Below are 26,606 nucleotides of genomic sequence, written 5' to 3' on the forward strand. Positions count from 1 at the left end.
AAATCTCCTTGATTGAAAATAACCAACGTAAACCCGTTAGTCTAAGTGAGGGCATGTCTTATAGCAAGTTTTGACCAAGCTGCGATAACATGCCAAGTTCGAGTCCCATCAATACACCATCTTCTCTGCCCTGTTCTGCAGGATAATAACCACGGCGTACTGACATTTCATTAAAACCTGTTGATAAATAAAGCTGTTGAGCCCGAAAGTTACTGGCTCGCACTTCCAATACGACAATTGAAGCAGACTGTTCCAGCGCGAGACCAATTACGTGATTCAGGATTTGTCTGCCAAAACCGTTGCCCTGAGAAGTGGGTTTCACACAAATGTTCAGCAAATGAACTTCGTCCAGAACCGATTGTACTACGCTGTAACCAATCATCTCATCAGCAACTGAATAGAGGAAACTGCGATAACCGCCCTTCAAACAATCTTCAAAGTTGCCTTTAGTCCAGGGGAAGCGATTTGCCTGTTTTTCCATTTGCCAGACTTTATCAACGTCTGCCAGTTGCATTTGACTTATTGCTAATTCAGTCACTCAGCGAAGCTCTTAAGTTCCGAAGTTGCTGAATAGCTTGCCACATCTCTTCTTTACGCTGAGGCTGCTCAAGTAATATACGCAAACTTGGGCTGATCATAGCTAGCACATCATTTTCAAGTTGCTGACAGCTTAATGAATTATAAGGCTTTAAGTTAAGTTTTTGTGACAACTCTTCACCTAAAACCAGTGCCACTGTTTTATCCGCCGAAAAGTCTTGTAAGGCCTTTGAAAATTGCATATCAATTACTGTCACGTCATTTAGCTGAACATTGATACTGCCAAAAATGGCTCGTAATAAACGATTTTCAGCTACAGAAAGCTGATTTTCAGTGATGACTAACCACGGTTTTGCAAAATCAAATTGACTGAAATCAATGGTTTCAGAGCTCATGTCGGCAGTGGTAACGGCCTCATCCGCGCGTGGGACCCAGACAGGAATACCCATCTGATCCAATACAAAATATTGTTGTGCCGATAAACTCATCAGACTTGAGGATGTGCCCGATCAGCAGGCAGCAGCATTTTGTTCAAGGCATTGATATAAGCTTTGGCTGAAGCAATAACGATATCGGTATCAGTTCCTTGGCCGCTAACAATCCGTCCACCTTTTTCCAACCTGACGCTGACTTCACCCTGCGAGTCGGTGCCGCTAGTAATATTGCTTACCGAATAAAGTTGTAATTCAGTGTGGCTCTGCACCATCGATTCAATTGCTTTGAATGCGGCATCAACCGGACCACTGCCTTTCATTTCAGTACGTACTTCACTGTCATCCAATGCCAATGTGACATTTGCAACTGGGGTTTCACCAGTTTCGCTACAGACACGCATTGAAATCAATCGAATACGTTCGTTATCCTCAGTTAAGGTATCACTTACAAGTGCTTGAATATCCTCATCAAATACTTCGTGCTTCTTATCTGCCAGTTCTTTGAATCGGGTAAATGCACTGTTCAAATCTTCTTCGGAATCCAACTCAATACCCAGCTCTTTTAGCCGCGAACGAAATGCATTTCGTCCCGAATGTTTGCCTAGTACCATACGATTGGTATTCCAGCCCACATCTTCAGCACGCATAATTTCATAGGTTTCACGATTTTTCAGCACACCATCCTGGTGAATACCAGACTCATGGGCAAACGCGTTGGCACCAACTATCGCTTTATTGGGTTGCACCACAAAACCAGTTACTCCTGAAACCAAACGAGAGGCCGCTAATATTTGTGTAGTATCCAGCCGGGTATCACAATCAAACATATCCTGGCGGGTACGCACAGCCATCACCACTTCTTCCAATGAGGCATTACCAGCACGTTCTCCAAGCCCATTAATAGTACATTCAACCTGACGTGCACCATTCATAACGGCTGATAATGAATTGGCAACGGCTAGGCCTAAATCGTTATGACAATGGACCGAGAAAACCGCTTTATCAGAATTTGGGATGCGCTCACGCAGGTTTTTAATTAATTCACCAAATTGATGCGGCAGGTTATATCCAACTGTATCGGGGATGTTCAAGGTTTTAGCGCCGGCATCAATAACAGCCTCGAGCACCCGACAAAGAAAATCCAAATCACTACGGCCAGCGTCTTCAGGCGAAAACTCAACGTCATCGGTATATTGACGAGCGCGCTTCACTGCCTTAACTGCATTTTCAACCACTTCGTCTGGTTGCATCCGCAGTTTCATCTGCATATGAATGGGTGAGGTAGCGATAAAAGTATGAATCCGTGAAGCATTAGCGGCTTTAAGTGCTTCACCTGCCCTATCAATATCTTTATCCAGTGCACGCGCCAGACCACAGACACGACTATCTTTAACTGCTTTGGCAACGGCTTGTACTGCCTCAAAATCACCAATACTGGCAATCGGGAAGCCTGCTTCGATAATATCGACACGCATACGTTCAAGGGCTTTTGCAATCCGCACCTTTTCGTCTTTGGTCATTGATGCGCCAGGGCTCTGTTCCCCGTCACGTAAGGTTGTGTCGAATATTATTAATTGGTCTTTCATCTCGCTCACTCCGAACAGCTTGCTCAACACTGAACAAGTTTTTTATTGTCATTATATAGGGAGGTTAAATGAGGGGGGCAGAATGATTTTCAAGACGCTTTATCCTGAATTTCAAATCCAATCTCAGTGTTTTATGAGTTATGGTTTGCCCCCGACATTTAGGTGGTTTTATTTTGATTGCGACCGTTCATTACGATGCTTGCGGAGCTGTACCAGTGTAAATACCGGACCTGAAATCGCATATAACAAAAATGCAGTGAACAATACGATTGGCGGGTCTGTAGCGATCAATGCAAACACTAATACCAATACCAACATAACGATAAAAGGAACTTTGCCACGCAGGTTCAACTCTTTAAAACTATGATAACGGACCGTGCTGACCATCAAAATTGCTGCGGCAAAGGTCAATGGCACGCCTATAAACGTTAGTAATGTGGGGTCCAACTGGTTGTTATGACCAACCCATACCCAACCGGCAATAACCGCTGCGGCTGCCGGGCTAGGCAGACCTTGAAAATAGCGTTTATCAGCAATTCCCACCTGTGTATTAAAGCGTGCAAGTCTTAACGCACCACAAGCAGCATAAATAAATGCCACCATCCAACCAAACTTGCCCAGACCATTTAATGTCCATTCAAACATTACCAATGCGGGTGCCAGCCCGAATGCCACCATATCGGCAAGACTGTCATATTCGGCGCCAAAAGCACTTTGGGTATTAGTCATTCGGGCAATACGCCCGTCCAGACCATCCATGACCATAGCGACAAAGATGGCTACAGCTGCAACTGAAAACTCACCTCTAGTCGCAGCGACAATAGCGTAGAACCCGGCAAACAGACAAGCTGTGGTAAATAAATTCGGTAATAGGTAAATGCCGCGTTTTTGTCGTTCTTCATGATTAACCATAAAATTCCTGTATTCAGAGAAGAAGTGATTTCATTATGACATCCGTACCTTCATAAACAAAATAAGGGCAGATTGCTAAGCAACCTGCCCTTATTTCAGGACAATTAAAAACGCTAATTAGTTTTTAGACTTATCAACGATTTTTTGAATCCAAGGCATCATTTCACGCAGTTTAGCACCCGTTTGTTCAATTGGATGTTCAGCATTCAAACGACGCATGGCAGTCATTTCTGGATAGCCTGTTTGGCCTTCCATAATAAACTGTTTAGCATATTTGCCTTCCTGAATATTTTTCAATGCTTCACGCATAGCCCAACGACTTTCATCATTGATAACTTTAGGGCCAGTGACGTATTCACCGTATTCCGCATTGTTGGAAATTGAATAATTCATGTTTGCAATGCCACCTTCATACATCAAATCAACAATCAGTTTCAGTTCGTGCAGACATTCAAAATAAGCCATTTCTGGGGCATAACCAGCTTCAACTAAAGTTTCAAAACCGGCTTTAACCAATTCAACGGCACCACCACACAATACGGCTTGTTCACCAAACAGATCGGTTTCAGTTTCATCACGGAAAGTGGTTTCGATGATACCAGTACGGCCACCACCGATAGCAGAGGCATAAGATAACGCGATTGCTTTCGCTTTACCTGAAGCATCTTGTTCAATGGCGATCAAATCAGGAATACCACCACCACGAGTAAATTCGCTACGAACAGTATGACCTGGGGCTTTAGGCGCAATCATAATGACGTCTAAATCTTTGCGTGGCAGGATTTGGTTATAAACAATCGCAAAACCATGAGCAAAAGCTAATACAGCACCTTGCTTCAGATTTGGTTCAATTTCATCTTTGTATAAAGAAGATTGGAATTCATCAGGTGTTAAAACCATGATTAAATCAGCTTGCTTAACAGCAGATGCTGTATCAGCGACTTTCAGACCAGCACCTTCGGCTTTGGCAATAGAAGATGAACCAGCACGCAGTGCAACAGTCACATCCACGCCAGAATCCTTCAGGTTACATGCGTGAGCGTGGCCTTGTGAACCGTAACCAATGATGGTGACTTTCATGCCACGGATCAGTGACAGGTCACAATCTTTGTCGTAATAGATATTCAAACTCATTATCAATTCCTTCGTTTTTAAATCAATTCAATTGCAGGCATTTTTCGCCGCGGGCAATGCCAGAAACGCCACTGCGAACGGTTTCAAGAATTTTGTGCTCGGATAACGCTTCAATAAACGAATCCAGTTTGCTACCTGCACCAGTCAGTTCAATCGTGTATGTAGATGCGGTGACATCAATAATCCGGCCACGGAAAATATCTGATAAACGTTTAACGTCATCACGTTGATCCATAGTGGCCGCTTTGACTTTGATTAACATCATTTCGCGTTCAATATGCGGGCCGTCAGATAACTCCATCAACTTCACCACATCAATCAACTTGTTCAGCTGCTTAGTGATCTGTTCGATAATACGGTCTGTACCAGTGGTAACAATCGTCATACGTGATAACGATGCATCTTCAGTGGGCGCAACCGTTAAAGATTCAATGTTGTATCCACGTGCTGAAAATAAGCCTGCAACACGTGATAACGCACCGGCTTCGTTTTCAATCAAAATCGAGATGATATGGCGCATTATGACAGCTCCCGCTCTGGATCTTGTGGTAAATCGCAATATGGTGACATATGCATTTCATTGTGCGCTTTGCCTTGGGCAATCATCGGGTAAACGTTTTCCGTTTGATCGGTGACGATATCCAAAAACACCAGGCGATCTTTCAATGCAAAGGCTTCTTCCAATTTTGGACGTAAATCTTCAACGCGTTCGATACGAATACCAACATGACCATAACTTTCAGCCAGTTTGACGAAATCCGGCAATGATTCCATATAAGAATGCGAATAACGATTCTGATAGAAAAATTCCTGCCATTGACGAACCATGCCAAGGTATCGATTGTTCAACGCAACGATTTTTACCGGTAATCCATATTGCAGACAGGTGGACAGTTCCTGAATACACATCTGAATACTGCCTTCACCAGTAATACAAATAACCGTTTCTTCAGGAAACGCCAACTGAACGCCCATTGCTGCAGGCAAGCCAAACCCCATCGTTCCCAAACCACCTGAATTAATCCAGCGATTGGGTTTGCTGAAACCGTAGTATTGGGCAGCCCACATCTGATGCTGGCCAACATCCGAGGTTACATATGCATCACCTTTGGTGATCTCATGAATCATTTCAACCACGGCTTGGGGCTTGATTTGGTCGCTATTACGATCGTATGACATGCATTTTTTAGCGCGCCAGCCGTTAATAATACCCCACCATTCAGCTAATGCTGCCTGGTCAGGTTGGGTTTTGCTGAGCCCCAGCAAATGATTCATATCCGCCAACACATCCGCAACATTACCAACTATCGGCACATCAACAGAGATTGTCTTGGAAATGGATGAAGGATCAATGTCAATATGAATGATCTTGGCATGAGGGCAAAATTCAGCAATTTTACCTGTTACCCGGTCATCAAAGCGTGCGCCAACGGCAATTAAAACATCACAATCATGCATTGCCATATTGGCTTCGTAAGTTCCATGCATACCAAGCATACCGAGAAACTGTTCGTCATCCCAGGGAATAGAACCCAAGCCCATCAGAGTTGATGTAACAGGATAAGCCAAGGTGTTCACAAAGGTTCTTAACTGTTCAGCAGCATTACCAAGAACTACCCCACCACCTGTATAAATCATCGGTTTTTTAGCGGTCAGCAATAACTCAACGGCGCGCTTAATCTGACCAGGATGGCCTTTAGTAACCGGCTGATAAGAGCGCATATGTACGCTCTCGGGATAGATATACGGGATCTTGATATTCGGATCGGTTATATCTTTTGGTACGTCAACCACAACTGGACCAGGACGGCCTGTTGTCGCTACATAAAATGCTTTTTTGATGGTCTCAGCCAGATCGTTAATATCTTTAACTAAAAAGTTATGTTTAACGCACGGACGAGTAATACCAACTGAATCGACTTCTTGGAAAGCATCACTACCAATATTAGCTGTTGCCACCTGACCGGTAATAACCACCATAGGAATAGAATCCATATAGGCAGTAGCAATACCAGTTACCGCATTGGTCGCACCTGGACCTGAAGTTACCAGCACCACACCGGGTTTGCCCGTAGCGCGCGCATAACCATCTGCAGCGTGCGTTGCCGCCTGTTCATGGCGAACAAGAATGTGCTTGACCTCTTCCTGATTATACAGCGCATCGTAAATATGCAGCACTGCACCACCCGGATAGCCAAACAAATACTCAACCCCTTCGTCCTTCAGACAATGGACCAGAATCTCGGCACCGCTTAATTCCACGTCGTCCTCTCTCGTATCGCTAATGCGATCTGCTTCAAAATATCAAACGGCTAAAGTTACTGCGAATGCCTGTCAAGGTCAAGAAAAACCGCGTTCTAATACTGCCTTTACTATAAATACAGCATAACTTTTCAACTGCAAAACTTAACAGCTATGGCATAATTTGCTTCATGACAAAACAATCATTAAATACCCTTAGCATTACCCAACCAGACGACTGGCATCTCCACTTGCGCGACAATGAGGCATTGCAACGTACTGTTGCAGATACCGCAAGATGCTTTAAACGCGCCATTGTGATGCCAAATTTGCGTCCGCCCGTGACTAATGTTGAACAGGCAACAGCCTATCGACAACGTATCCTGGATGCTCGACCGGCAGACTCTGATTTTGAACCATTAATGACGTTATATCTGACGGACAATACTAAAGCAGAAGATATTGTTGCGGCTAAGCAGGCCAATTTTATTAAAGCCGTCAAACTCTATCCGGCTGGTGCAACGACTAATTCTGATGCTGGCGTAACCGATATCAGTAAATGTTACAAAACACTGGAAGCCATGCAACAAGCTGGTATGCCTTTGTTGCTGCATGGTGAAGTCACTCACAGTGAAACCGATATTTTTGATCGTGAAAAAGTCTTTATAGATGAAAAATTGATTCCGTTGTTACGTGATTTTCCAGAACTGAAAGTTGTTTTTGAACATATCACCACAAAGGATGCGGCGGATTTTGTCGCAGAGGCCAGCAATTTTGTAGCGGCAACGATTACACCTCACCATTTACTGTTAAATCGAAATGATATGTTAGTGGGCGGTATTCGACCTCATTATTTCTGCTTGCCAGTGCTTAAACGTAATACCCATCAGAAAGCGCTTATTGCTGCCGCAACCAGCAGTAATCCGAAGTTCTTTCTGGGAACCGACAGTGCTCCACACGGTAAAAACAATAAAGAAAATGCCTGTGGCTGTGCAGGGATCTACAGCGCGCATGCTGCCATAGAACTCTATGCTGAAGTCTTCGATAAGCATGAGTGTTTGGATAAACTCGAAGGGTTTGCCAGTTTCTATGGTGCGGACTTTTATGGACTGCCAAGAAATGAACGGCAAATCACCATACAAAAAACCGATTGGCAGGTTGCTGAAACATTGGCATTTGCTGATGAAACTCTGGTGCCGATGCGCGCCGGTGAAACCATTCACTGGAAACTGGTTTAAAAAGTCCCGGCCTGATTACAGGCCGGGATTAGTTAATTTAGACAGCAGAAAAAGCCTGCTCCAAATCTTCAATAATGTCATTGATATGTTCGATGCCAATACACAGGCGAAGCATTTCCGGTGTAACTCCCGCTGCTTTGAGTTCGGCTTCTTCCAGCTGACGATGTGTGGTCGAAGCCGGATGACAGGCCAGTGACTTGGTATCCCCGATATTCACCAGACGTTTAACCAACTTCAATGCATCGTAGAATTTCACACCATTATCAAAGCCGCCTTTAATGCCAAAGGTCAGAATTGATGATGGTTTGCCATTGAAATATTTCTGGGCCAAATCAAAATACTTGTCCCCTTCCAGTCCGGCATAGTTGACCCATTTAACTTTGGGATGCTGTTGCAGGTATTTAGCCACTGCGATGGCATTTTCACAATGTCGCTCCATACGTAATGGTAACGTTTCAATGCCTTGTAATAATAGAAACGCATTCATAGGTGACAACGCCGAACCGGTATTACGTAAAGGGACGGTCCGTGCTCTGGCAATAAAGGCTGCTTCAGCGAATTGCTCGGTATACACCACTCCGTGATAAGCCGGTTCCGGTTGATTCAATACTGGAAATCTTTCTTTGTGTTCAGCCCAGGGAAACTTGCCGGAATCCACAATAATGCCGCCTAAAGTTGTGCCATGACCGCCCATGTATTTGGTTAAGGAATGCACCACAATATCAGCACCATATTCAATTGGATTAAGCAAAAACGGAGTTGCCACAGTGTTATCAACGATCACTGGAACACCGTGTTTATGTGCCATTGTTGCAATTGGCTCGATATCGACAATATTACCAGCAGGATTGCCGATTGATTCACAGAAAACCGCTTTGGTTTTCGCATCAATCAATTTTTCCAAGTCAGCAGCTTGATCGGTTGAGGCAAATCGCACTTCAATGCCGAGCTTAGGAAGCATGTGAGCAAACAAAGTATAGGTTCCACCATAGAGCTGCGGTGTTGTTACTATATTGTCGCCAGCCTCAGCAATAGTGAGGATTGCGTAATGAATCGCAGCACTTCCAGCAGAAGTCGCCAGTGCAGCAAGACCACCTTCCAACGCCGCTACACGCTTTTCCAATACATCCCAGGTGGGGTTCATAATTCGACTATAGATATTCCCGGGAACATCAAGATTAAATAGATCGGCACCATGCTGGGCATTATCAAATTCAAACGCCACAGTTTGGTAAATAGGTACCGCGCAGGATTTAGTGGTGGGATCGGTTTCATAACCTTCATGCAGACAGATAGTTTCTTTTTTCATAGTTTTCTCTCGCTGTTATTATTTTGGTGTCTGTTGAACTGCTCTATCCGCGCCTCTGTTGTGCATTTTCAGCCACAACAGAGGCTGCTATATTTAAAGAGCGACAGACCCTAATGTGAGTTTACGACGATAGGAATGAATTGCAATATTGCTTGAAATTTTATTGCCTAAACCCCATTTCGAATAAGTAACATCTCATAAATCCTCAAAACCACAAATTTCAGGAGAAACAACCATGAAAATATTAGTGGTACTAACTTCGCACGATAAGCTTGGCAATACCGGAGAAAAAACCGGTTTCTGGCTAGAAGAACTCGCATCACCTTATTACGCAATGAAAGACGCCGGGGCAGAAATAACACTGGCCTCACCCAAAGGTGGGCAACCGCCACTTGATCCAAAAAGCAATCAGCCTGATTTTCAAACAGACGCTACCCGGCGTTTTGAAAATGATGCTGAAGCTAAAAACCAACTGGCTAATACCCTTAAGTTAGCCGATGTTCATGCCGCAGATTATGATGCAGTGTTTTATCCAGGTGGACATGGTCCATTATGGGATTTAACTGAAGATACAAAGTCGATCACACTGATTGAAAGCTTTGTGCTCGCCAATAAACCGGTGGCGGTGGTCTGTCACGCACCGGCTGTTTTGTTACACGTTAAAACCATCGGCGATGATCCATGGATTAAAGGTAAAAAGCTCACAGCATTTTCAAATAGTGAAGAAGATGCGGTAGGCTTGTCTGATGTTGTACCCTTTTTACTTGAAGATGCCCTCAAACAACGTGGCGCTATTTATGAAAAAGGTGGCGACTGGAGTTCATTCGTGATTACGGATGGCATTTTGATTACAGGACAAAACCCGGCTTCGTCAGAAGCCACGGCGAAGGCCCTGTTAAAACAGCTGGCATAAGTCGGCAATTTACACATTAATTACGGAACTATTATGGCTAGAGCAACCGCACGACACATCCTGGTGGACAGTGAAGAAATCTGTCTGGAATTGAAACGCGAAATCGAAGAAGGCGCAGATTTTGCTGCCGTCGCCAAAGAAAATTCTTCTTGCCCATCCAGCCGTCAAGGCGGTGATCTGGGCGAATTTGGCCCTGGCATGATGGTGCCGGAATTCGATAAAGTTGTTTTCTCCGCCCCGGTCAACACCGTTCAGGGTCCGGTGAAAACACAATTTGGCTATCATTTGCTGGAAGTTACCAGCCGCACTGAATAAGTTTGTTGATACACCCCGAAAGCCCGGCCTCGCCGGGCTTTTTTTATTCGGTTATTACCTGGTAATCCGGTAAATGAGACAGTAATTGCTTGCCGTAATTTTTAGTTAACAACCGACGATCCAGGATGGTTATTTGCCCGGAATCAGTTTCTTTGCGAAGCAGCCGACCACAGGCCTGAATCAACTTCACGCTGACAGCCGGTAATGACAAGCTGATAAACGGCTGACCGCCACGTTTTATGATCCACTCCTGACGTGCCTGTTCAATCGGGCGGGTAAATACTGGGAATGGCAGTTTGGTAATGATTACATGTGTGCATAAATTGCCGGGTAAATCGACGCCTTCAGCAAAACGATCCATCCCAAAAATAATGCTGCCCCGCCCTGCTTCAATTCGTTGAATATGTTTAACGATCATATTTTTGGGCGACAATTGATCACCTTGTAAAAGAATCAAATTTTTCAATGACAATGGCAATTGCTTATACACCTGCAACATCACCTGGCGGGAGGTGAAGAGCACCAGCGTCGCCGCTTGAATATCAATAATTGATTTGAGTTGGCTAACAACTTCCTGCTGCCATTGCGGCAAATTTTCATTAGGTAAATACTGCATCATGGGCAGTTTTAACACCGCCTGTTGCTGATATTTAAACGGTGAAGGCAGCGCCAGAAAGTGTTTTTCATCGTAACGCTGTAAGCCACAATCCGCCCGGAAACGCTGGAATAATCCCATGCCCCGTAAAGTGGCTGAGGTCATTACCACCCCATAAGCACGTTGCCATAAACTGCGGTCCAGAAAACCTGCCGCTGTCATCGGCCCGGCATGAATCACCAGGGTTTGTTGTTTGGCAAACTGTTCCTGTGCCAGCCAGCGCACATTTGGTGGGCGCTCTGCTTTGTCTTCATCAAGAAACAACGCCATAAAATCAATCAGATAACCAAAAATATTCTGTACCGTTCCCACTTGAGGCAGCAATGCCTCGCCGACTTTATTACTTAACTGGGTTTTCTCCAGCCCTTCTTTAATCCATTTGCCAATCAAAGAAAAGTGTTTATAGATAGAATTGGCCCGCTGTAACAGGTTCTGACAGGGGATAAACAAGGCATTGAGTAACGGACTGCCCCAGAAAATACGCGGCTCACTGATATGACCTTCCAGCATTTCATTTACTGTGGCATCACTGCCCAGAATATCCAGTAGCTGTTGCAGCAGACTAATGATGGCAGGTAAATCCTGACGAATTTCCTTAAACATATAACCAAAATCATGCTGCCGGAAAGCCAAAGCAGTGGGCAGCTTTTTCATCAGACTGTCGGCGGTTTCAACGGTTTGATAAAGCTGGGCAAAGTTTAATGCTTTGGCGGCATGTCCCAGCGCTTTTTGCGGCAGATTATGGGCTTCATCAAACACTAAAATAAGCTCTTCAGGATTGGGCAACACTAGCCCGCCTCCCAAGTCAGCATCACTGAGTAATAAATCGTGATTCACTACCACTACCTGTGCCAGCTGCATTTCTTTACGCAGCAGATAATACGGACAGCTGATGAAATACCGGCAGCTCTTACCGGCACAGCCTTCTGAATCGGTAGATACTTCATGCCACAGAGCCGTATCAATCGCATCGGTACGACTATCCCGATCGCCATCCCAGCGATGTTCATCCCAATCCTGAAACAGATTCTTCGCTTGGGTTTGCATCAATACCTGCTGATACTTTTGATCCACATCCAGCGTCAAATCCTGCTGTTCTGGCGTGGTTGCCAGTTGTGCCAGTTTGCTGGGACAGACATAACGGCGGCGGCCTTTTATCTGCATAAAACGTATCGGTTGCGGCAAAGAGGCTGAAAACTGGGGAAGATCTTTCTGAATCAATTGCTGTTGCAGATTGACTGTTGCAGTACTGATAACCAGCAATTTTTTACTGTTCAAAGCTGTTTCAATGGCACCGCTGAGATATGCCAGCGTTTTTCCCACGCCGGTTGGTGCTTCCACTACCGCCATTCTATTTTGCGACTGTTGTAACCGTTGATGAATAAAGCGACTCATTTCGACTTGTTGCGGTCTGGCTTTAAAATCCGGCATCAACTTGTTGATACTGGTAAATATTTCATCAAACATTTAACGTATTACCACTCGGTTTTTCAGTGCCTTACCAGCCATAAAATCATCAATATTCTGCAAAGTTGTCTGCGCGATATGCTGCAATGCTTCCCGGGTGAAATAGGCCTGGTGCCCGGTGACCAGCACATTTGGAAAGGTCAATAAACGCTGGAATATATCGTCCTGAATAATATCGGTGGAATGGTCTTCAAAAAACAGACTGCCTTCCTGTTCATACACATCTATTCCCAGATAGCCTATATGCAGCGCTTTCAGGGCATCCAATACGGCGACTGTATCCAATAAAGCTCCGCGACTGGTATTAATCAGCATTACGCCCGGTTTGGTCAGCCTGAGACTGGCCGCATTGATAATATGATGCGTTGCATCATTTAATGGACAATGCAGGCTGATAATATTGCTTTGACCGAGCAAGCTGTCGAGTGTCACTACGTCAAAACCTGCTTGTTTTGCCGGTTCAGCGTTATGCGGCTCATAAATCAAAACCTGACAGCCAAATGCCCGTAAACGCTCAGCTACTAACATGCCAATTTTACCGCCACCGATAATGCCCGCGGTTTTACCGAAAAAATCAAAACCCAGCAAACCATCCAGAGAAAAGTTACCATCGCGAACACGATTATAAGCCCGCGGTATCTTCCGGCTTAATGCCAACATCAACGCAATGGTATGTTCCGCGACAGCATAGGGTGAATAAGCTGGCACATTGACGACGGTTATACCAAGCTTATTAGCCGCCGTTAAATCCACCTGATTAACCCCGGCACAGCGTAACGCAATTAAACGGGTACCGTTTTCTGCCAGCATTTTAAGTGTTTCAGCCGATATATCGTCATTAACAAACGCACTGACCACTTCAACATCTTTGGCTAATGCTGCTGTCATTGGATTTAACGCCATTTCATAAAAACATAAAGATACGCGCTCATCGGCCATTTCCGTGAGATAGGCCTGATCATAGGGTTTTGCGCTGAATACCGCGACATGCGTTGGTTTCATTTGGAGCCTTTATCAGAAATGCAGTTTATTATTGGTCAGCTGAGCATCATTTTATCGAACAAATTTTATTAACGGAGACAGTCATGACGCCGTCATCGGGAAACATTCATGTGTTATGTTTAAACCCTGCGTTGGATGTGACTTACCATGTCAAAAAGTTAATCCCCGACCAAAAATCACGTTCCGATGCTGCCCGTCATGATCCAGGTGGTAATGGTATCAATATTGGGCGGGCTTTGTTTCGTATGCAGGTAGATGCAACAACGTACTGTGTTATTGCCGGTTCAGTTGGTGAGATTCTGCGAGACATGCTTGTTGAACAGCTACCCAATGTTATGTTTCATCCTGTCTCAGGACAGACACGCATTAACAGCACGATTATTGAGCTTGATACACAATCTCAATTTCAAATCACTGATGCCGGTACCCCCGTCCCGGCAGCTCAGTTAACTGAATTGGTGGAGAATTTTGCCAATGCTGTAGGAAATGGTTATGGCATTCTGAGCGGGTCCTTCCAACCCAATATACCTGCCACTCTTTATGCTGATTTAATTAATAAAATCCGGCAACAAGGCGGACGTGCTGTCGTTGACAGTCATGGTGAAATATTGCGTTTGGCAATTGAAGCGAAACCATTTTTAATAAAACCTAATTTGTATGAACTGGAAACCCTGCTGCAAATAAAACTCGACACTATAGAAGCAATTGCTGAATGCGCCAGACAACTGCAGTTGTCCGGTGTTAACCATGTCTGTGTTTCTTTAGGCGATCAAGGTGCTTTATTAGTCAGCCCGAAAAACAGTTTTTATGCGAAAGCGTTAGCGGTGCCAGTGAATACTACCGTGGGTGCAGGTGATTCCATGGTGGCGGGTCTGGTGGCCGGGTTCAGTCTTGATGATCAGCCCGAAACGGCATTGCGCTATGGTATCGCTTGTGGAGCCGGTACCGTAATGCACGCCGGAACAGAATTATTTCAAGGTCATGAACTGGCTGATTTCCGACAGCAGGTGACTATCCAAACTCTGGATATTTAACTCGGCAAGATATTATCAACCAACAATTGTAATGATTTTGTTTGCCGGAATTCATTCACATCCAGGCGATAATGCAAGCCAACTTTCTGGCCGATTTTCAGCCATACTGGGGCTGTCTGACGAAACGCCATGGCCGTGATTTCACGCCCATCATCCAGTTTGACGGTTAACCGAAGATGGTCAGATTGCTGACCGACATGACGATAATTCTGCAAAACAAACTGACCATGAAACTGTGGTTCCGGAAAAGCCTGTCCCCATGGTGCCAGAACCGGTAATTGCTCGGCCAGGTGCATGTTCAGTTCCTGCACCGATAATTCACCATCAGAATACAAAGCACGTTCAAATACTGTGGGATCGGCTGCAAGCTCTACAGCGTCCCTGAATGCCTTTTCAAATAATGAAAAATCGTTCTGATTTAATGTTAACCCTGCTGCCATCGCATGTCCGCCAAAGCGCAAAATTAAATCCGGATATTTAGCAGCGACATTAACCAGCACATCACGAATATGAACGCCTGTTATGGAGCGTGCCGAACCTTTGATTTCGCCAGGTTCGCCCGGTGCAAACACTATGACCGGCCGATGCAGTTTTTCTTTAATTCGAGACGCGAGTAACCCGATGACCCCTTGGTGCCAGCTTTCTTCATATAAACAATAAGCAGCTGCCTGACTGGTTTCATTAAGCTGAAGTTTTTCCAGCATCGCCAGGGCTTCCAGCTGCATACCTTGTTCAACCGAGCGACGTTCAAGATTAATCTGATCCAGTAACTGAGCAGCTTGCTGAGCCATGGCAAAGTTATCTGTCATTAAGGTATCAATGCCCAGCCCCATATCTTCCATACGACCGGCAGCATTTAACCTTGGCGCAATGGCAAAGCCCAAATCCTGAGCAGATAATCGACTGATGTCCTTACCGGCAATCTGTAATAAAGCACGAATGCCTGCACAGGCACGTCCCTGCCGCATGCGTTTCAGGCCCAGATCTACCAATGTGCGATTGAGCCTATCCAAAGGCACGACATCGGCGACGGTGCCCAATGCCACCAAATCCAGCAATTCCACCAGACGTGGTTCTGCCAGTTTTTGTATTTCAAACCAGTTAATATCGCGTAATCCCTGCCGCAAACCGAGCAGTACATAAAACGCCACCCCAACACCGGCCAGCATTTTGCTGGGAAAGTTATCATTTGGTTGATTAGGATTAACGATGGCATCGGCTTGTGGCAATTGTTCTGCCGCAAGATGATGATCAGTGATCAACACTTGCATCCCACGTTGTTTGGCCAGAGCAACACTATCCAGACTGGCAATCCCGTTATCCACGGTAATCAATAAATCCGGTTGGTTTTCAGCAGCAATTTCATTCAATAATTCAGTGGTTAAACCATAGCCATGAACAAATCGATTCGGCACAATAAAATCAATCTGTTGCAAGCCCATCATGCGTAAACCTCGCATCATCACAGCGCAGCTGGTAGCTCCATCACTATCAAAATCCGCCACAATCATGACTCGCCATTGTTGCTGTAATGCCTGAATCAATAATCTTACGGCGGCTTCCATGCCCAGCATTTCCGAGGGTTTTGGCAACTCAGCTAAATCAAAGGTTAATTCATCAGCCTTTTTGATACCGCGTGCGGCCATGATTCTGCGAATGCACTCTGGCCAGTCGTTGGGTAAAGCGCTTAAATCTTCTGTTGTTCGCTGTTGAATATTCATCGTTTTACCAGGGTTTCCAGGTATCCCAGCAACGCCAGTAATACTGGCCATGTTGCGGAATAATTAAGCGTAATTGACGAGTTTGATAACGACGTAATCTATTTAGCAAAGGCAAAATGTGCTGCGTTGTATTTTGTTCCAGTCGCTGTGGCCAGTTATTTTGTAAATCCAGCTCAGGAAATACCAGTAACTGCTGACCCGTCATCGTATTTTCAGATTTCCATTCAGACATTGGTTGCAAGCTCGTTGAAGTCGCTGATGCAAGCGATTTTAATAACGCCGCGTCACCATAAAGCTGCTGCCAGGTATTTGCTTGTGGCTGCCAATCAGCTTTCCCCCAGAACCAGAGACTGTTGACCGGTAATTTGCCTGCAGACTGCCTTTGTTGATTTACCGGATGCTCAAATAAAGCCATCTGAATTTCATTGCCTAACCGCAACCAATCGTTTTGTTCAGTCCCACTCGGTAATGCTGAGGCTATCGATTGACCAATTAATGATGGCATTGCCGTTAACGCGATATCTGGCATAGTTTCCAACCATATTGACCAATGGTTCAAATCATTAGGCACCAGTTGAGCATCAAAATCATTCAACAGAGGTTGAATACTTTCTCTAAGCTGCGTGCCCTCTTCCATTGTTAAATCATTGATGGGAAATAATAAAAGTCGATCGCGATCGGCATGCAGATAACATGGGTCGGCACACAAACTTAATTGACCTGGATTGCGTAATTTTGCGGTAGGTAAATCAGGACCGGAAAGATTATTAGCGCTAAATAACTGAATGAGTTCGTGTTCAAACGTATGTTCAGTGGCAATAAAGTGAGCTTTTTTTAATAATTTCTGCAGATCTTCGGGCACTAAAGACTGATTGATTTCCTGCATCGCAGTCGCTAAGCCGGGCCAGATAATCGTCACTGATGGCTTTTCAGCCATGCTGTATAACTTCCCGAACAAATGGGATCGTCAGCCGACGTTGTGCCTGTAAAGACGCCTTATCAAGTCGTTGTAATACCAGCATCAGTGACGGCATATCACGGCTGTAATGGCGTAACAAATATTGGGCTACTTCTTCCGGCAGAATTAATCCCCGACTTTGCGCATGACTTATCAATGCTTGTTGTTTCAACACATCGGTCATTGAGGGTAATTGGTAAATTAAACCGGTAGCCAATCTGGAACGCAGATCAGGGAGTTGAATGGCTAATTGCGCAGGATTTTGGTCAGCACAAATCAGTAATTTATGCTCATGTTCACGTAAGCGATTAAAGCAATGAAACAATGCTTCTTCCCAGGCTGCTTCACCAGAAATTGCCTGCAAATCATCCAGACAAACAAAATCAGTCTGAAATAACGAAGACAATATTTCAGGGGTTGCGGTATAGAGTAACTCCTGAAGATTGATATAACTTACCTGATGACCACGCTGTTGTAGTTGTTCGGCAACCGCCAGAGTTAAATGCGTTTTCCCGACACCTAATTCTCCCCAAAGATAGAGAAAGTCAGGTTTACTCTCACGGCAAAAAACGTCAACTACTGAGGCTAACTCATCATTTTCAAATATAAAATTATCTATTCGAAAGATTTCCTGCGGCGTAAGGCGCAGTGTCAGCTGTATTTCTTGCTTGTTCATCGTTGCAGCGCGGTTAAGAATACAAATGACTGTTCAGATAACGATGGTGTGCATGGCGTAATAAAACCATCACCACGGCTGCCACAGGCAGTGCCAGCAATACACCGACAAATCCAAATAACGTACCACCGGCCATCACAGCAAATATTACCGCCACTGGGTGCAGGCCGATTCGTTCACCGACAAATCTTGGTGTCAGAAACATACTTTCAATTGACTGTGCAAAACCAAACACCAGCACAACCATTAATACCGGCAACCATTCCTGAAACTGTAAATAAGCGGCCAGCCCAGCCAGTGTAATACCCACAAATAATCCAAGATAAGGCACAAAACTCACGACTCCGGCGATAACACCTAATAACAATGCCAAATCCAGACCGATGAACATAAGACCAATACTGTAAATAATTGATAACGCTAACATAACCATTAGCTGACCACGTAAAAAGCCTGCCAGCATATCGTCACATTCAATGGAGATTTGGGTGATCTTGCCCGCATGCTTGCGGGGTAAAATCTCACGGATTCTGGCGACCAGATCATCCCAATCGCGTAAAAGATAGAATGTCAAAACAGGAATCAACACCAGATTGGTCAGCAATTGCAAAATAACCATTCCCGAATGCGTCATATATCCAAACAGATCACCGGCAAATTTTCCCGCTTCAGACCAATAATCCTTAAACGCTGTTTTAAGCGTATTCAGATCAATCATTTCGGTGGATAAACCAATTGTTTGTAATAAAGGTTCGATCGAACTTTGCAATTGATCCAGGTAGTTGGGCATTTTTTCAAACAGAGAGACTAACTGTCCGCTCAACATGGGGATAAAGATTAATAACAGAATCAGCCCACTGAGCAGAAACACTCCAAACACCACACAAACCGCACCAGTTCGAGATAAACGGGACTTTTCCAGTCTATCGACCAGCGGATCGCCAAGATAGGCCAGCAGAGCGGCAACAAAAAAAGGCGTTAATACAGAGGAAAGCCGCATCACCAGCCAGCCCCCCAAAATTAACAGACCTAACAGCAAAACTTTATTGGTATCGCTAATCAGTTTTTGTTCTTCTGACGCCACGCGTTTGTCCCCCAAACCACAATATATTCACTGCCACTAATGATGACACTCGCCACCACCAACCAGATCAAGGTTGTGCTCCATGTTGCAGCTTGCGGTAGCCACTGTTGTTGCACAATGACTAGCAAGACTAATGCAATTTGAAATACCGTATTGATTTTGCTGCTCCAGAGCGGAGTCAGTTCGTATTCACCATACTTAAGATGATAAGCCAAAGCACCGCAGACAATCAGTATATCTCTGCCGAGCACCAGCAATAATAGCCACAAAGGCAATAATTGCATATAGGTTAACGTAGCAAATGTAGCGACCAGCAAAAGTTTGTCTGCAAGAGGATCAATAATCGAACCCAAGCGGCTTTGCCAATGAAAATGACGGGCCAGAAAGCCATCTAAGCCATCTGAAATACCTGCTATTGCAACCAGAAATAATGCTGCTGAAAAGTTTTCATGTAGCATCAGCCAGACGATTGGTCCAACCAATAAAATTCGAAACAGACATATAAGGTTGGGAATATCCCGTGGACTCAAGGTAATAACCGATACTGCAAACCAGTATTGTCAGTAGAGTCAGGTTGCACCACCCGGCCCATTGACAGTAATTGACGGAATCTTTCAGGTTCAGCCTGAATGACCAACACCAAATCCAGCTTCTCGCTACCTAAACTGCCGACTTTGATATCTGATACAACCTGCAAACTTCCCAGATAATCCATTAAACGACTGTAGCCTTCAAAGTCATTGACCCCTGACACTTGAATAGCTAACTCAGTGTCACCTGATGAACTGATTGGCATATTGAGGCGTCGACCAAGTCGATCAGCAAGTTCATCTACCCCCTGCTGAATAGCAGTTTGTACGTTGCCTTGACTGGACCAACGTTCAGTATCTTCACCGAGGATTGCCTGCCAGCTAATCTCAGCCGACTCAGCATTTCCACTCAAACGCGCAGTTACCACAATGGAGGCACCATAGCGTTCTGAAGCTTGATTTACCGCTGTGGTATTACCGGTGGAAACATCATTGAAAGTCAGCTGACTTTGATCTTCCAAATCCATTAGTGGCATCAGCAGCGGAATACCGCGTTTTTTAGCCGCTTGTTGAATTTGCAAAACCAATGAATCTTCATCGCCTTCAGTGATTAATTGCTGTTTACCCTGATAATCAATAGCTACCCACAACAGCGACTCCGGACGTATTTTGTCCCAAACAGGCAAACCAATCCGCTGTAATGCAGTATTGATGCCGTTGGCATTAAAATCCATCGTTAATGCCAGCTGTTGTGTTGGTGTGTCATTATCGATGGTTGAGATCTGCTGATAGTAATGCTGATCGATATAACGTTCAGCATCAGTCACCAAGGCTGAAATATCCGCCTGCTCCACCGCTCGGCGGTCACCGACTACTTTTATAACAACCTGTTTGAGCAAATCCGGCGCGAGGCGTTTACGATCCTCCTCACTCTGCGACTCGACAGGCGCTTGAGCTTGATACAAATCAGTAACTTCCGCTGCGGAGGCAATCGACGCAGCGAAAACGAAAATCAGTGAGAAAAATAATCTAGGCATTGTGGTATTCTAACACGCTGTTTTTTGTGTGTGATGTCCAAATAATCAGGAAGCCAGCATGACCGATCCCGTCGTTCCACCTACCCAATCAAACCAAGCTCTCAGTTACCGCGATGCCGGTGTTGATATCGAAGCCGGAAATGCGCTTGTTGAGCGTATCAAACCCTTAGCCGCTAAAACCCGTCGTCCTGGTGTCATGGCTGGCCTGGGTGGTTTTGGCAGCCTGTTTGAACTACCACTCGATAAATATAAAAACCCGGTTCTGGTCTCTGGAACAGATGGCGTCGGTACCAAATTAAGACTGGCAATCGAAGCTGGAATACATGACACCATCGGTATTGATTTAGTTGCCATGTGTGTTAATGATATCGCTGTATTGGGCGCAGAGCCTTTGTTCTTTCTGGATTATTATGCAACCGGAAAGCTGGACATTGATGTAGCAACCGATGTAGTTAGTGGCATCGCCGAAGGCTGCCTGCAATCTGGTGCGGCATTAGTTGGTGGTGAAACAGCTGAAATGCCTAGCATGTATCAAGAAGGTGATTTTGATTTGGCAGGTTTCTGTGTCGGGATCGTCGAAAAAGACAACATTATTGATGGCACTAAAGTAAAAGCCGGCGATGCCATTATCGGTATTGCTTCTTCTGGTCCACACTCCAATGGTTATTCGCTTATTCGTAAGATCATCGAAGTAAGCAAAGCCGATTTGAACATGCCATTTGATGGTGCAACCTTAGCTGAGAAACTATTAGCGCCAACCAGAATTTACGTCAAATCATTGCTGCAACTTCATGAAAAAATTAGTATTCATGCTTTATCTCATATTACCGGCGGTGGTTTATTAGAAAATATCCCCCGGGTATTACCAAAAAATGTGACTGCGGTTATTGATAGCAAAAGCTGGCAAAGACCTGCAGTGTTTGATTGGTTGCAACAACAGGGAAATGTGGTTGACCGCGAAATGTACCGCACCTTTAATAATGGTATCGGTATGGTGGTATGTGTGGCTGAACAAGATGCAGATGCAACAGTGCAAATCTTGACCGCATTGGGCGAAACCGCCATGCGTATTGGTCATATTGAAGCCACTGATTCTGACGAACAAGTCATTATTAAATGAGTAACCCCACCCCAGCTAAACTTGTCATCCTGATTTCAGGTCGTGGCAGCAATATGCAATCTATCGTTAATGCTATTCAGGCTGATAAATTAAATGCTGAAGTTGCAGCCGTTATCAGTAATCGTCCTGATGCGGCTGGTTTGGATTTTGCCAGAGACGCCGGCATAACTTCCGAAACACTGGATCACAAAAACTTCGCCAGCCGTGAAGCATTTGATCAGCAATTGATGGATTTAATTGATAAATTTGAGCCTAATTATGTCGTGCTGGCGGGTTTTATGAGAATTCTCAGCGCGGCATTTGTTCAGCATTATGCCAATCGTTTAATCAATATTCATCCGTCGCTATTACCGAAGTTCAAAGGTATGCATACCCATAAAAGAGCTATCGAAGCCGGTGAATCTGAACACGGCGCTTCAGTGCATTTTGTCACCGAAGAATTAGATGCAGGACCGGTTATATTGCAAGCCAAAGTGCCAGTTCTGGAAGCTGATACTGAAGAAACACTGGCCGCGAGAGTGTTAGTTGAGGAACATAAGCTGTATCCAGATGCCTTAAGGTTGTTAATCGAACAACATCAGAGCTGATTATCCATGCGCTATTTTTATTTTTTAGTATTTTCCATGATGTCCTCCTTGGCTTTTGCCCAAGACCTGGAGGATTATTCAGCAAAATATCAGATTGAAATGAATGGCCTGCAGGCAGGTGAGCTAACTCAACAACTTGAGACATTATCTGATGGTTTACATCGTTTCCGCTCGGTCACTAAAGCTAAGGGCGTGGTCGCCATGTTCAGACGTGATACGGTAAAAGAAACCAGTTTATGGACTCTCGCCGATCAACAAATCCAACCTCATCAATATCTTTATCAGCGTAACGGCGGCAAAAAAGATAAATACCTGCGCATGGATTTTGATTGGCCTGCAAATAAAGTGCAGATTGACGATAAAGTACATCCATGGGAACTCGACATCGAATCAGGTACATTGGAAAAACATATTTACCAAGTACAGCTACGCCTAGATTTACAACAAGATCCTGACCAGAAGGTTTTTAACTATCTGATTGCTGATGGCGGACGGATAAAGCATTACCAGATAGAGCGGCTTGAGCAAGAAACGATCTCTACTCCGCTTGGCAAAATTGATACGGTTAAATTTACCCGACAACGTGATCGTGATAGTGATAAAGATCGGGAAACCACGCTGTGGTGCGCACCAGAATTAGGTTACTTACCAGTTAAACTCGAGCATATTGAGAAAGATGGCACTAAGTTTACTGCAGTACTTCGAAGTCTAGAAGGTATGCAAAACTCGGCATTTGAACAAAACAAATAATTTTTTAGCTAAAAAACAGGTATTTAGATGAGCAAAAAACAATTTGAAATCATCGAGCAAAAAACCGCTTATAGCGGTTTTTTTAGTTTGAAAATTGTTTCGGTCAAACATACTTTGTATAAAGGTGGCTGGAGTGCCCCACTCACTCGTGAAGTGTTTCATCGTGGAAATTGTGTAGCCGTATTACTCTACGATCCGCAAAAAGATGCTCTGGTGATTATCGAGCAATTCCGCCCAGGTGCCTTACAGTTAAATGATGAGCGTGCATGGTTGCTGGAAATTGTTGCCGGCGCGATTGAGCCGGGTGAAACGCCAGAATCAGTTGCTTACCGTGAAGCCGTAGAGGAATCCGGCTGTGAAATACTTGAGATGATTAAAATCAGCGAGTTTTTTACTTCACCGGGCGGTACATCTGAACTGCTGCATTTATTCTGTGGCCGTATTGATAGCACCCATATCGGCGGCTTGCACGGTCTCGATGAAGAAGATGAAGATATCTCCGTCAGTGTTTTATCTTTCGATCAGGTTTATGAATTGCTTGAAGCCGGTAAGATCATCTCTGCTATTCCAATTATCGCAATACAGTGGTTGGCCTTACACCGTGAAGAATTACGTCAACGCTGGTCAGACTAACTAAGTGGCATGATTCGATAACACGCAGAAAGCGTGTGAGATTCACCTGGCGCTAGGCTGATACTGTCATTTGCTGCATTAGCGCTTTCAACACAAACAAAATACTGATAAGCATCATCTGTCATGTCTTTTAAGCTGGTGACCCGATCCCAAGGGTTCCAAACGATAGTTGTATTTGAGCCGGCACTTTCCACCACGATGCGTCTTGACCACTCAGTATCTTCAATAAACAGGTTGTCGGAGCTATCCAAATAAACTCTATCGACTTCACCTCGAAAATGAATCTCACCCTGCTGTAATTTTTCGCGGAAATTTTCTACTTTATCGAGATAATGATGGTTATCCAGCCCTCTTACCTGCGTTTTATGAATATCACCCACTGCAAAATAGGTATGTAGCGCCTGAGATATCACAAAACATTCGCTATCGAGATTTTTGGTCGTCAATGAAAGTTTGAGTTGTTCACTAATCTCAATCTTCATTTCCAAACTATAGGCACAACGCCAAAGCTTTTCATCAACCGGATCGGGGGTTAAGTTCAAGGTCAACACAATACCGCCGCTTTCGGTCTGCTGAACATCGGTAACGTCCCACACTCGAATGCGAGCAAAACCATGTGCTGGGCGGCCCGAACCACTGGGGTCTACCCCAAACCATGGCCAACAGATAGGAACACCGCCACGAATTGCTCGGCGATTACCATAGCGAGTCAAATGGCTCAAAAACAACAAATCATGTAATGCATCCGCTGCGCGGTACGATAAAATTTGCGCGCCTTGAGTAGTTATACGTGCCTTAGCGAAAGGTGTATCAATGTTGATCATTACGCACTCTGAAGGCCCCATCGAAAAATTGAGAGAACCAGGAATGCCAAATTGTTGTTCAAGTTGTTCGATAGTTTGCATGTAATTCTATGCCGGAAACAAAAAGACGGGCGCAATGCCCGTCTTTAAAATGTTAAAAAACAAAGAGGTTTAGTGGTGATGTCCACCTTCACCGTGAACATGGCCGTGTTCCAATTCTTCAGCACTTGGTTCACGTACTTCACGAATTTCAACATCAAAATTCAGATGAACACCGGCTAATGGATGATTGCCATCTACGGTAACAGTATCATTGTTTATCGCGATAACCGTAACTAAAACCGGGCCTTGCTCAGTTTCAGACTGAAATTGCATGCCCACTTCAACATTGTCTACGCCACTGAATAAATCAGCTGGTACATCTTGTTTTAATGCTTCATGGCGTTCGCCGTATGCATTAGCTGGCTCGATACTGGCTTGAACTTTATCGCCCGCTTCTTTACCCATCAAAGCATCTTCCAAACCAGGGATAATATTGCCTGCACCATGCAGATACGCCAGCGGGCCTGCACCTTCACTGCTATCGATTACTGTGCCGCTGTTGTCGGTTAGCGTGTAGTCAATTACAACTACTTTATTGTCTGCAACTTTCATGAAAACTCCTTACATGTTTTGAATAACAGCTGCAGCATAATCACTACAACTCAACGCATCGACGCCAATAGCCTGAGCTAAATCACCGGTGACACGCGCATTAGAAATGGCGCCTGAGACGCCGGAAACGACAAGATCTGCCGCTTCGACCCAACCTAGATGACGTAATAACATTTCGGCTGAAAGGATCAATGATGACGGATTTGCGCTGTTTTTTCCAGCTAATGCCGGAGCTGTGCCATGAGTCGCTTCAAACATAGCCACCGCATCTGCCAGATTTGCGCCGGGTGAGATACCTATTCCGCCCACCTGTGCAGCCAGTGCATCAGAAATATAATCACCATTCAGATTCAATGTTGCGACCACATCATAATCTTTAGGATGTAACAGGATTTCTTGTAAAAACGCATCCGCTATCGAATCTTTGATAACGATTTGTTTACCGGTATTAGGGTTAGTAAAAGTTTTCCAGGAACCACCATCCAAAGGTGTTGCACCAAATTCTTTTTCAGCAAGATCGTAACCCCACTGTTTAAACGCACCTTCGGTAAACTTCATGATGTTGCCCTTGTGTACCAAGGTCAATGAATCACGGTCATTGTCGATAACGTACTGAATGGCTTTACGTACCAGGCGCTCGGTTCCTTCTTTAGAAACCGGTTTGATACCGATACCTGAAGTTTCCGGGAAACGAATTTTGCTTACACCCATATCTTTGCGTAAAAAGTCGATGACTTTTTGAACTTCCGGTGTACCTGCAGCCCATTCTATGCCGGCATAAATATCTTCAGAGTTTTCCCGGAAGATAACCATATCAATATTTTCAGGCGCTTTAACTGGGCTTGGTGTGCCAGGGTAATAACGTACCGGACGCTGACAAACATATAAATCTAAAGTTTGACGAAGGGCCACATTCAAAGAGCGGATACCACCACCAACTGGTGTCATCAACGGACCTTTGATAGATACCGAATATTCTCTCAATGCATCAATGGTTTCTTCTGGCAGATAGGTATCTGCACCATAGAGTTCCGTGGCTTTCTCGCCAGCATAAACTTCCATCCAGGAAATTTTGCGTTCGCCGTTATAGGCTTTGTTTACTGCCGCATCAATCACATCAATCATCGCCGGTGTGATATCGACACCGATACCATCACCTTCAATAAAAGGGATGATCGGTTGATTAGGTACATTTAACGAATAATCGGCATTAACGCCGATAGCTGCACCCTGTTCCGGTACACTAATGTGTTGATATGCCATGCACGGCTCCTGG

The 26,606-nt window shown here is 44.7% G+C and carries 27 protein-coding genes; 8 read left to right on the forward strand and 19 right to left on the reverse strand.

The genetic code is table 11. The features are described 5' to 3' along the window. Positions 1 to 58: 58 nt before the first annotated feature. The 7 genes from rimI to A9E74_RS04095 all read right to left on the reverse strand — a co-directional run bounded on the left by rimI (position 59) and on the right by A9E74_RS04095 (position 6,865). A complete protein-coding gene (rimI, locus tag A9E74_RS04065) occupies positions 59 to 514 on the reverse strand; it encodes a ribosomal protein S18-alanine N-acetyltransferase (RefSeq protein ID WP_069295373.1) in 456 nt (151 codons plus the stop codon). 16 nt (positions 515 to 530) lie between these two features. Further along, a complete protein-coding gene (locus tag A9E74_RS04070) occupies positions 531 to 1,025 on the reverse strand; it encodes a DNA polymerase III subunit psi (RefSeq protein WP_069295374.1) in 495 nt (164 codons plus the stop codon). Then, the gene (locus tag A9E74_RS04075; RefSeq protein ID WP_069295375.1) at positions 1,025 to 2,557 is read right to left on the reverse strand and encodes a 2-isopropylmalate synthase; all 1,533 of its coding nucleotides are present in this window, start codon (positions 2,555 to 2,557) and stop codon (positions 1,025 to 1,027) included. The genes A9E74_RS04070 and A9E74_RS04075 overlap by 1 nt, the downstream gene beginning before the upstream one ends. A gap of 168 nt (positions 2,558 to 2,725) precedes the next feature. Continuing rightward, complete coding sequence (pssA, locus tag A9E74_RS04080; RefSeq protein ID WP_069295376.1) at positions 2,726 to 3,469, reverse strand: CDP-diacylglycerol--serine O-phosphatidyltransferase; 744 nt, start codon at positions 3,467 to 3,469, stop codon at positions 2,726 to 2,728. 117 nt (positions 3,470 to 3,586) lie between these two features. Next, entirely contained in the window at positions 3,587 to 4,597 is a 1,011-nt protein-coding gene (gene ilvC / locus A9E74_RS04085) for a ketol-acid reductoisomerase (RefSeq protein WP_069295414.1), read from the reverse strand. 28 nt (positions 4,598 to 4,625) lie between these two features. Continuing rightward, positions 4,626 to 5,123, reverse strand: a complete 498-nt coding sequence (ilvN, locus tag A9E74_RS04090) for an acetolactate synthase small subunit (protein ID WP_069295377.1) — start codon at positions 5,121 to 5,123, stop codon at positions 4,626 to 4,628. Further along, positions 5,123 to 6,865, reverse strand: a complete 1,743-nt coding sequence (locus A9E74_RS04095) for an acetolactate synthase 3 large subunit (RefSeq protein WP_069295378.1) — start codon at positions 6,863 to 6,865, stop codon at positions 5,123 to 5,125. The genes ilvN and A9E74_RS04095 overlap by 1 nt, the downstream gene beginning before the upstream one ends. Before the next feature lie 170 nt (positions 6,866 to 7,035). On the opposite strand from A9E74_RS04095, the gene pyrC reads away from it, so the two are divergent. Next, positions 7,036 to 8,082, forward strand: a complete 1,047-nt coding sequence (pyrC, locus tag A9E74_RS04100; protein ID WP_069295379.1) for a dihydroorotase — start codon at positions 7,036 to 7,038, stop codon at positions 8,080 to 8,082. A gap of 37 nt (positions 8,083 to 8,119) precedes the next feature. Here pyrC and A9E74_RS04105 read toward each other — a convergent pair whose 3' ends face one another. After that, positions 8,120 to 9,391 carry an O-acetylhomoserine aminocarboxypropyltransferase/cysteine synthase family protein gene (locus tag A9E74_RS04105; protein ID WP_069295380.1) on the reverse strand — a complete coding sequence of 424 codons (1,272 nt, stop codon included), beginning with the start codon at positions 9,389 to 9,391 and terminating at the stop codon, positions 8,120 to 8,122. Between the two features lie 235 nt (positions 9,392 to 9,626). On the opposite strand from A9E74_RS04105, the gene A9E74_RS04110 reads away from it, so the two are divergent. Both A9E74_RS04110 and A9E74_RS04115 read left to right on the forward strand, forming a co-directional pair. After that, a complete protein-coding gene (locus A9E74_RS04110; RefSeq protein ID WP_069295381.1) occupies positions 9,627 to 10,304 on the forward strand; it encodes a type 1 glutamine amidotransferase domain-containing protein in 678 nt (225 codons plus the stop codon). Between the two features lie 33 nt (positions 10,305 to 10,337). Further along, positions 10,338 to 10,619 carry a peptidylprolyl isomerase gene (locus A9E74_RS04115; protein ID WP_069295382.1) on the forward strand — a complete coding sequence of 94 codons (282 nt, stop codon included), beginning with the start codon at positions 10,338 to 10,340 and terminating at the stop codon, positions 10,617 to 10,619. A 43-nt stretch (positions 10,620 to 10,662) separates the two neighbouring features. On the opposite strand, the gene dinG is transcribed toward A9E74_RS04115, so the two are convergent. Together dinG and A9E74_RS04125 are read right to left on the reverse strand one after the other, a co-directional pair. Continuing rightward, on the reverse strand, positions 10,663 to 12,741 hold the full coding sequence (gene dinG / locus A9E74_RS04120) for an ATP-dependent DNA helicase DinG (RefSeq protein WP_069295383.1): 2,079 nt from the start codon (positions 12,739 to 12,741) through the stop codon (positions 10,663 to 10,665). After that, the gene (locus A9E74_RS04125) at positions 12,742 to 13,743 is read right to left on the reverse strand and encodes a 2-hydroxyacid dehydrogenase (RefSeq protein WP_069295384.1); all 1,002 of its coding nucleotides are present in this window, start codon (positions 13,741 to 13,743) and stop codon (positions 12,742 to 12,744) included. An 83-nt stretch (positions 13,744 to 13,826) separates the two neighbouring features. On the opposite strand from A9E74_RS04125, the gene A9E74_RS04130 reads away from it, so the two are divergent. Then, positions 13,827 to 14,777 (forward strand): 1-phosphofructokinase family hexose kinase, encoded by a 951-nt coding sequence (locus tag A9E74_RS04130; protein WP_069295385.1) that lies wholly within the window; start codon positions 13,827 to 13,829, stop codon positions 14,775 to 14,777. On the opposite strand, the gene recJ is transcribed toward A9E74_RS04130, so the two are convergent. Genes recJ through A9E74_RS04160 form a run of 6 tightly spaced genes read right to left on the reverse strand, consistent with a single transcriptional unit; the run spans position 14,774 to position 20,783 of the window. After that, positions 14,774 to 16,498, reverse strand: a complete 1,725-nt coding sequence (gene recJ / locus A9E74_RS04135; RefSeq protein ID WP_069295386.1) for a single-stranded-DNA-specific exonuclease RecJ — start codon at positions 16,496 to 16,498, stop codon at positions 14,774 to 14,776. The two genes, A9E74_RS04130 and recJ, sit on opposite strands and share 4 nt — an antisense overlap. Before the next feature lie 4 nt (positions 16,499 to 16,502). Next, positions 16,503 to 17,435: a hypothetical protein gene (locus tag A9E74_RS04140; RefSeq protein WP_069295387.1), complete on the reverse strand. Its 933-nt coding sequence runs from the start codon at positions 17,433 to 17,435 to the stop codon at positions 16,503 to 16,505. Next, complete coding sequence (gene hda, locus A9E74_RS04145; protein WP_069295388.1) at positions 17,428 to 18,132, reverse strand: DnaA regulatory inactivator Hda; 705 nt, start codon at positions 18,130 to 18,132, stop codon at positions 17,428 to 17,430. Before hda ends, A9E74_RS04140 begins: the two co-directional genes overlap by 8 nt. Positions 18,133 to 18,145: 13 nt before the next feature. Further along, positions 18,146 to 19,216 (reverse strand): AI-2E family transporter, encoded by a 1,071-nt coding sequence (locus A9E74_RS04150; RefSeq protein WP_245652043.1) that lies wholly within the window; start codon positions 19,214 to 19,216, stop codon positions 18,146 to 18,148. Continuing rightward, positions 19,192 to 19,746: a CDP-alcohol phosphatidyltransferase family protein gene (locus A9E74_RS04155; protein ID WP_069295389.1), complete on the reverse strand. Its 555-nt coding sequence runs from the start codon at positions 19,744 to 19,746 to the stop codon at positions 19,192 to 19,194. The genes A9E74_RS04150 and A9E74_RS04155 overlap by 25 nt, the downstream gene beginning before the upstream one ends. Further along, a complete protein-coding gene (locus A9E74_RS04160) occupies positions 19,743 to 20,783 on the reverse strand; it encodes a DUF2066 domain-containing protein (protein WP_069295390.1) in 1,041 nt (346 codons plus the stop codon). The genes A9E74_RS04155 and A9E74_RS04160 overlap by 4 nt, the downstream gene beginning before the upstream one ends. A 58-nt stretch (positions 20,784 to 20,841) precedes the next feature. Between A9E74_RS04160 and purM the strand changes: the two genes are divergently transcribed. From purM to A9E74_RS04180, 4 genes are read left to right on the forward strand one after another with little or no spacing between them, the layout of a single operon-like run. Further along, a complete protein-coding gene (purM, locus tag A9E74_RS04165) occupies positions 20,842 to 21,903 on the forward strand; it encodes a phosphoribosylformylglycinamidine cyclo-ligase (RefSeq protein ID WP_069295391.1) in 1,062 nt (353 codons plus the stop codon). Then, complete coding sequence (purN, locus tag A9E74_RS04170; RefSeq protein ID WP_069295392.1) at positions 21,900 to 22,490, forward strand: phosphoribosylglycinamide formyltransferase; 591 nt, start codon at positions 21,900 to 21,902, stop codon at positions 22,488 to 22,490. The genes purM and purN overlap by 4 nt, the downstream gene beginning before the upstream one ends. Before the next feature lie 6 nt (positions 22,491 to 22,496). Then, the gene (locus tag A9E74_RS04175; protein WP_245652044.1) at positions 22,497 to 23,240 is read left to right on the forward strand and encodes a DUF3108 domain-containing protein; all 744 of its coding nucleotides are present in this window, start codon (positions 22,497 to 22,499) and stop codon (positions 23,238 to 23,240) included. Positions 23,241 to 23,267: 27 nt separating this feature from the next. Further along, a complete protein-coding gene (locus A9E74_RS04180) occupies positions 23,268 to 23,873 on the forward strand; it encodes an NUDIX domain-containing protein (protein WP_069295393.1) in 606 nt (201 codons plus the stop codon). On the opposite strand, the gene A9E74_RS04185 is transcribed toward A9E74_RS04180, so the two are convergent. From A9E74_RS04185 to icd, 3 genes are all read right to left on the reverse strand, one after another. After that, a complete protein-coding gene (locus A9E74_RS04185; RefSeq protein ID WP_069295394.1) occupies positions 23,870 to 24,778 on the reverse strand; it encodes a D-hexose-6-phosphate mutarotase in 909 nt (302 codons plus the stop codon). The genes A9E74_RS04180 and A9E74_RS04185 overlap by 4 nt on opposite strands. 69 nt (positions 24,779 to 24,847) lie before the next feature. Further along, positions 24,848 to 25,330 (reverse strand): FKBP-type peptidyl-prolyl cis-trans isomerase, encoded by a 483-nt coding sequence (locus tag A9E74_RS04190; RefSeq protein ID WP_069295395.1) that lies wholly within the window; start codon positions 25,328 to 25,330, stop codon positions 24,848 to 24,850. A gap of 9 nt (positions 25,331 to 25,339) precedes the next feature. Then, positions 25,340 to 26,593 carry an NADP-dependent isocitrate dehydrogenase gene (icd, locus tag A9E74_RS04195; protein WP_069295396.1) on the reverse strand — a complete coding sequence of 418 codons (1,254 nt, stop codon included), beginning with the start codon at positions 26,591 to 26,593 and terminating at the stop codon, positions 25,340 to 25,342. Positions 26,594 to 26,606: the final 13 nt, after the last annotated feature.

This window comes from Methylophaga muralis, assembly GCF_001720165.1.
Classification (GTDB): Bacteria; Pseudomonadota; Gammaproteobacteria; order Nitrosococcales; family Methylophagaceae; genus Methylophaga; species Methylophaga muralis.